This is a genomic window from Marinagarivorans sp. (genome assembly GCF_982758155.1).
The window spans coordinates 20,926-27,516 of record NZ_CEXWTU010000039.1 but is presented as its reverse complement, the minus strand read 5'-3'; the positions used below and the strand labels follow the sequence as shown (position 1 = coordinate 27,516).

Below are 6,591 nucleotides of genomic sequence, written 5' to 3'. Positions count from 1 at the left end.
TGCTGAGAAAGCAGGTGCCTTAGTCTAATTGGACAAACTATTATTGCCCCGCCCCGAACCAATACAACTATGCCAGCATAGAAAAGCTAACCAACTACAAAACCAAAAGCGCCACATTAAGCACAGCATGCTAATCTGGCGTTAAGCCGATTAATAAGGAAGACTCGATGTCACTACAAAACACCCTTACAGGCATAGCATTAGTATGCGCCTGCACAACTTTAGCTGCTTGTAAATCAGGCTACAATCGTATTTATGAAGACAGCAATCCAGAAGATGAAGACTCTCCTGCCTGCTCAGCATCGCCAACCAATGAAAACATTGCAGAAAAAAGCCAGAAAGTGTTCGAACTCATTGCCGATATTACGTGTACAGAAATCACGGGGTACACTTTGGTTGGCCAAAGCTTAGGTAACGGCGATGAGCTTACAGACAGCAACAATGGCTTTCATAGCTATAAAGCCCTGGTTGAAGACCTGTTTGACATCGAGAAAAAGCGCATTGCTGTCATCAGTATTGATTATGAAAAAAGCCAGCAGTTCGACCTTGATGCCCTAAAAAAGGCAAACCTAAAACTTAAAGAACACTCGGATTTAGGTGGAATTGTTAGCGTTACATGGACGCCACTAAACCCATGGACAGTCAATGATAACGAAACAAGTGACACGCTCGCCCAAACAGACAAAACTGAAATCACCGCCTTATACGGTGACGGCACATCTTTGGAGGGCGATAACCAAGCCGCTTATACTACATTCAACGATCAACTCGATGTCATTATCGAAGCACTTAAAGATCTCGACAGCAAAAAAATCCCAGTGTTATTCGCCCCATTCCCTCAAATGAATACAACCAGCTATTGGTATGGCCCCTCAAAAGATAAAGCCGAGGATGATGCATCTGTCACGCCTGTAACCACTGAAGACGAGTTTAAAGAACTTTGGTCCCACGTCGCCGACGAGCTAGCCAAGGAAAACCTCACCCACCTACTCTGGGTTTATGCACCAAGGACAGGCAAAGAATCTGTGCGGAAAACGGCTACATGGGGTTACCCTGGGGAAAGTAAAGTGGACATTGTGGCAAGCATTAGTAATAGCGATGAGGTGAACATTCCCGACTATTCTAGCTATATCGATCTCGACAAGCCTCTCGGTATGACGAGACTAGCGCCCACAACGCAAGATGGTACATTTTCAAATACAGATTACATTGCCGAACTTAGAGGGAAGCATCAGCATATTGCTTACTGGATTGCAGATCATGACACCCAAAACAATAACGGAAACATAAAACTTTCCATTAAAAGCAATATGGACACCAAAGCACTATTGGAGGACTCGAGAACGGCAACAGTAGAAACAATTATCAGCAAGGAATGGTTAAAGTAAAATCGTTAAGGCCTGCTCTACACATTTCATTGTAGAGCAGGCCAACGGAAAACTACTACTCTAACGCGGCCAAAAAACTCTGGTAGGCCGCATTATTACCTTCCTCCCAGAACGGGTAATTCAAGGCTTGTAAATGAGCCTCTACCGCACCGCGCTGTTGCGCATCAACCTGCAGTCCAATAAGCACTCGTCCATAGGCGGCACCATGGTTACGGTAATGAAAAAGCGAAATATTCCAACGATCGGCCAATACCGTTAAAAATTTAAGCAGTGCGCCTGGACGCTCTGGAAATTCAAAACGATAAACAACTTCATTCGTTAAGCTTGCAGGCGCATGCCCACCGACCATATGACGAATATGTAACTTAGCCATTTCGTTATCCGTCATATCAATCACTTGATAGCCATTGCCTTCTAGACTGGACAACAAGGCTTGCTTATCAGCGCTTTCCGGGCCTATTTGCAAACCAACAAAAATTTTAGCTTGCTTACCCTCGGCATATCGATAATTAAACTCGGTGATATTACGCTTCCCTAGCAGCTCACAGAAGCTCAGGTAAGCACCCGGTTTTTCTGGGATAGTCACCGCCAAAATTGCTTCGCGGCGCTCACCAATTTCAGTCCTCTCAGAAATGTAACGCAAACGATCAAAGTTAGTATTAGCGCCACTGTGAACGGCCATCAATGTTTGCTCCGTGCAGCCGGTTTGCCCAACATATTTTTTCAGCCCGGCCACAGCACAAGCGCCCGCCGGCTCGGCAATCGAGCGCGTATCTTCAAAAATATCTTTTATCGCAGCGCAAATTTCATCAGTAGTAACTGTAATGACACCATCGATCGTTTCCTTCAAAATTCGATAGTTCTCTTCACCTATTTGCGCAACGGCAACGCCATCAGCAAAAATACCCACTTGAGGCAAGACGACACGCTCGTTATGTTCCATAGCGGCTTTTAAACAAGCTGCATCTTCTGGCTCGACTGCAAATATTTTAATTTCAGGCCGAACATATTTGATATAGGCCGCCATTCCGGCACACAATCCACCGCCACCGACTGGGATAAAAACCGCATGAATATCATCGGTATACTGCCTTAACAATTCGACAGCCACAGTGCCCTGCCCAGCAATCACATCGGGGTCGTCATAAGGCGCAATATAGGTTAAGCCCTGATCTTCAACGAGTTTTTTGGCGTACTTAGAGGCTTCATCGTAGGTGTCGCCATGTAGAACCACTGTAGCCCCGTGGCGCCTGACCGCATTAACCTTAATTGCAGGCGTGGTTTCCGGCATAACGATCGTCGCAGGCACGCCTAAGTGCCGAGCCGAGTATGCTAAACCTTGCGCGTGATTCCCGGCAGACGCCGCAATAACCCCTTTTGCACGAACTGATTTGGGTAACTGTAGTAATTTATTGTAGGCACCGCGCAGCTTGAATGAAAAAACAGGCTGTAAGTCTTCTCTCTTCAAATAAACATTATTCGCGGTTTTTTCAGATAACAACGGAACGCTATCGAGCGGTGTTTCGACGGCTAAATCGTAGATACGCGCATCTAAAATACGCTTAATATAAGACTGGGGCATAACCTTACTATTCTTTTAAGGACAGAAAGCCATCATGGTACTGGATCGTCCAAGCTAAGTCATTCAGCACACTGTCAGAGCTTAATAATCAGAACAAATTTCGGACAAAAAAAAGCCCCGATCAAATCGGGGCTTTTAAAGTCAGGTCACTTAGTGACCGTGACCGTCGCCCCCAGCATGCGGATGGCCCGCAGGTGCTTCAGGATTAATTTCAATCAACTCAACTTCAAAAACCAAGGCTGCATTCGGGCCAATTGGCCCAGTGCCGTTTTCGCCATAAGCTAACTCAGCCGGAATATAAAGTTCGTACTTTTCGCCCAACTTCATCAACTGTAAGCCTTCAACCCAACCCTGAATAACACCAGACACGGGAAAAGTTACAGGCTGGCCCCGACTAACAGAGCTATCAAATTCAGTACCGTCAATTAGAGTGCCGTGATAATGAACCTTAACTGTATCTTCTGCTTTTGGTGAAGCTGCGCCTTCAACAGCGGTAATCACCTTATATTGCAAGCCTGATTCAGTAACTTTAACGCCCTCTTTTTTCAGATTTTCTTCTAAGAAAGCTTTGCCCTTAGCTAAGTTTTCACCTGAAGCTTTATCAGTTTCAGCTTTGCGCTTAGCTTCTTGCTGAGTTTGAAACTCCATCATGATTTTTTGCTGATCTTCTTGAGCAATGCGAGGCTCTTTTTCTTCAGCAACATCTTGAATCGCCATGCCCATTACGCCTTTATCAAGGGCAAATTCGCCTTGCTGCGCTTGCTTGGCCATACGGTAACCTACAATGTAAGTTACTTTTTGCTCAAGAGACGTCAACTCACTTTCTACCACTGCAGGAGCTGCAGCTTGAGCTTGTTCTGCTGGCTTGTTACAGCCAGTAGTTATTAATGCAGCCGTTACCGCTGCTGCAAGAAAGGCATTCTTGCGAGAAAACAATGTTTTCATAAATCAATCCTGTTTTTTTATTAACAAATACGTACTGGCACACGCCAAATCTTTAAGAGCGCAGCATCTTACCCCATAAGACCCGCCCCCTGCCAACCCCTAAACTCTAAAAATCGTGATTCAATCTATTCACTCACGCAAGACAAAGCGCTAGCGTACAAAAAACGAACACTTTGTTCGGCATTTTCGACATCGGCTCGCGAAAGGTAATCCAGCAAGCCAAAAGCCAGACTGTCTCGGTCGATGGAAACCCGCGGGGTTAAGCGATCATCTAACATTAACAACAAGGACTTCTCCATCAGTATTTCCGCGGTTAATACATGCTGATAAATAATTTGATCGTCCGCCAAAGATGCCTGTAAAACCTGCTTCCGAATTGCCCTGAGAGGTAATATAAGAGGGTCGTAGACAGACTCACTCAAGAGGCACGCTTCCGTAAAGGTCGCGCTATTCACAAAACGATTGTGCGCAGAGTGCCAACATAACCAAATAATAAGCCCAACATTTAACTGATATCGATCCTGCAAGTGTAAACACAAAGTCGCAACCGGTTTACGTCCATAAAATTTTTCGCAAAACGGCCAGATTGTCATAACACCTCGAATCAAGATCCATTAAAAAGGCGCCTTACGACGCCTTTTTAATGCTGTAGCTACATGCAATATTTTAGACTTGCAGCTCTCTAGACTACTAAGCCGTTATTTAGTTTCAATAACGTCTTTTTTAGCACTAACTTTTGCAACAACTCGACGATTTGTTGCGTTATCTTCAGCTGTTTTTTCTTCCACTAAAGGCTGCTCTTCACCATAACCCATAGCATTAACACGACTAGCGTCAATACCATATTGTTCAGTTAACAAGCCTGCAACAGCGTTAGCGCGCTTCTGCGATAATTTTTTATTGTAAGCTGACGAGCCACTCGTATCAGTATGCCCTTCAATGACAACAGCACTATTAGCATACTGCTCCATAAAGCGTGCAACACCACGAATTTCATTAAAATAAGCAGCATCAACAACATCGCTGCCGCTAGAAAACTTAACTTTTAGATCAATAGAAACATCTTCACTTAACACTACGGCACAACCAACAGCATCTACCTTGTGCTTGCTGTCGGTATCAACACACTTGTCAAGGTGGTCAGCAACGCCATCGCGATCGGTATCCAAAGCGCACCCTTTCGCATCAACATTAACGCCAGCAGGTGTATTCAGACAGCGATCAACGCCATCCTCAACACCATCTTTATCGGCATCAACAAATGCCGAGGCAATCACTTTAGGCGCTTTATTTGAAGCACCAAAAACATAACCCAAACCTAACGTAATCACACTATGATCGCTGTGCGAATCAAGCCCGTGCAGCCAACGCCCATCAATTCTAGCCCGAAAACGCTTACCGATATGCGTTTTAACACCCAGACCAAAGTTGACGGTTTCCTCACTGTCTTCATTAGTGCTTACATTGCCGTCATCAAGCTCTAGCATACCTACGCCCAAAGCAGCATAAGGCAGTATTCCACCCTCATTAGTTAAATACCACAAGCCATCTAAGCGCAAGTCCTGCACATCAACATCGCCACCAAAACCTTCAACTTCAGCAGATACTTGCGAATAAGACAATTCAACGCCAAATGGCTTATCAAAACGATACCCTGCATTAATATTGAAGCCGCTCTTATCTTTTAGCTCGGCTTCGTTATCAAAAGCATAATAGGGCAAACCTATCCCCAACTCGATATCACTCGCAAAAGAAACACCAGCAGCAACACTCAAAGACAACACTGCAACAGCATTTTTTAATACATTTAGCTTTTTCAAACCCAATCTCCTAATTTTCTAATATTCAAAAATGACATCATACGCACCAGCACTACTCCGTATAAAACGGGCGAATGATTGTACGCTGAGGATCCATGAATAGTTACTTAACAAATACATTTAATTAATATTATCACAGTCGGTGTAATTAAAGGCCTATCTCTTTTGGTATAACAAGTCCCAAACACCATGACCTAAGCGCTCACCACGCATTTCAAACTTGGTTTTAGGCCTATATTCCGGCGCGGTAGAATAGATTTTTTCACCTGCCACGTTTTGGTAACGCGGGGTTTCCGCCAACACCTCAACCATATATTCAGCGTAAGGTTCCCAGTCTGTCGCCATATGCAGAACGCCATCCGCTCTTAGCTTGCCAGCAATAATATCGACAAAAGGTGATTGAACAATACGCCTTTTATTGTGCTTTTTCTTGTGCCAAGGGTCGGGGAAAAACAACTGCAAGCGAGAGACACTTTCATCCTCAAAACAATCGCTCAACACATCGGTAGCATCAGCCATAAAGACCCAAAGATTAGTCAAGCCCAGCTTGCCCGCCTCATTGATTAAACGCCCAACGCCTGGGGGATGCACTTCGATACCAATAAAATTTGTATCGGGATCTTTACTCGCCATTTCCAGCAACGAATCCCCCATACCAAAGCCAACCTCGATAACAACAGGCTTACCATTAGCAAAAATATCGGCTGTAGCACTACACCCGTCATGTAAAGAGCGACCGTATTTTGGCCACCATTGCTCAAAGGCTGTCTGCTGCCCTTCGGTCATACGCCCGCCGCGAATTACAAAACTGCGAATAGACTTATCTTTAAATTCAGGTTTAACAATCATACTGCTG

Annotated in this window: 6 protein-coding genes; 1 reads left to right on the top strand and 5 read right to left on the bottom strand. The window is 44.7% G+C overall.

Going from position 1 to position 6,591, the window contains the following annotated elements; translation table 11 throughout:
- The first annotated feature begins 167 nt into the window (after window positions 1-167).
- A complete protein-coding gene (locus tag AC3A8L_RS06885) occupies window positions 168-1,388 on the top strand; it encodes a glycosyl hydrolase (RefSeq protein ID WP_487961496.1) in 1,221 nt (406 codons plus the stop codon).
- Window positions 1,389-1,443: 55 nt separating this feature from the next.
- Here the strand turns inward: AC3A8L_RS06885 and ilvA are convergent, their stop codons facing one another.
- The 5 genes from ilvA to trmB all read right to left on the bottom strand — a co-directional run bounded on the left by ilvA (window position 1,444) and on the right by trmB (window position 6,584).
- A complete protein-coding gene (gene ilvA / locus AC3A8L_RS06880; RefSeq protein ID WP_487961495.1) occupies window positions 1,444-2,970 on the bottom strand; it encodes a threonine ammonia-lyase, biosynthetic in 1,527 nt (508 codons plus the stop codon).
- 150 nt (window positions 2,971-3,120) lie between these two features.
- Window positions 3,121-3,915, bottom strand: coding sequence for a BamJ family beta-barrel-assembly machinery protein (bamJ, locus tag AC3A8L_RS06875; RefSeq protein WP_487961494.1), 795 nt, complete (start codon window positions 3,913-3,915; stop codon window positions 3,121-3,123).
- Window positions 3,916-4,040: 125 nt separating this feature from the next.
- Entirely contained in the window at window positions 4,041-4,508 is a 468-nt protein-coding gene (locus tag AC3A8L_RS06870; protein ID WP_487961493.1) for a TIGR02444 family protein, read from the bottom strand.
- Window positions 4,509-4,613: 105 nt separating this feature from the next.
- A complete protein-coding gene (locus tag AC3A8L_RS06865) occupies window positions 4,614-5,735 on the bottom strand; it encodes an OmpA family protein (protein WP_487961492.1) in 1,122 nt (373 codons plus the stop codon).
- 156 nt (window positions 5,736-5,891) lie between these two features.
- Window positions 5,892-6,584: a tRNA (guanosine(46)-N7)-methyltransferase TrmB gene (trmB, locus tag AC3A8L_RS06860; protein WP_487961491.1), complete on the bottom strand. Its 693-nt coding sequence runs from the start codon at window positions 6,582-6,584 to the stop codon at window positions 5,892-5,894.
- Window positions 6,585-6,591 lie beyond the last annotated feature (7 nt).

Coding starts and splice junctions, on each gene's coding strand:
- AC3A8L_RS06885 (WP_487961496.1), top strand. CDS start 168: ATGTCACTACAAAACACCCTTACAGGCATAGCATTAGTATGCGCCTGC.
- ilvA (WP_487961495.1), bottom strand. CDS start 2,970: ATGCCCCAGTCTTATATTAAGCGTATTTTAGATGCGCGTATCTACGAT.
- bamJ (WP_487961494.1), bottom strand. CDS start 3,915: ATGAAAACATTGTTTTCTCGCAAGAATGCCTTTCTTGCAGCAGCGGTA.
- AC3A8L_RS06870 (WP_487961493.1), bottom strand. CDS start 4,508: ATGACAATCTGGCCGTTTTGCGAAAAATTTTATGGACGTAAACCGGTT.
- trmB (WP_487961491.1), bottom strand. CDS start 6,584: ATGATTGTTAAACCTGAATTTAAAGATAAGTCTATTCGCAGTTTTGTA.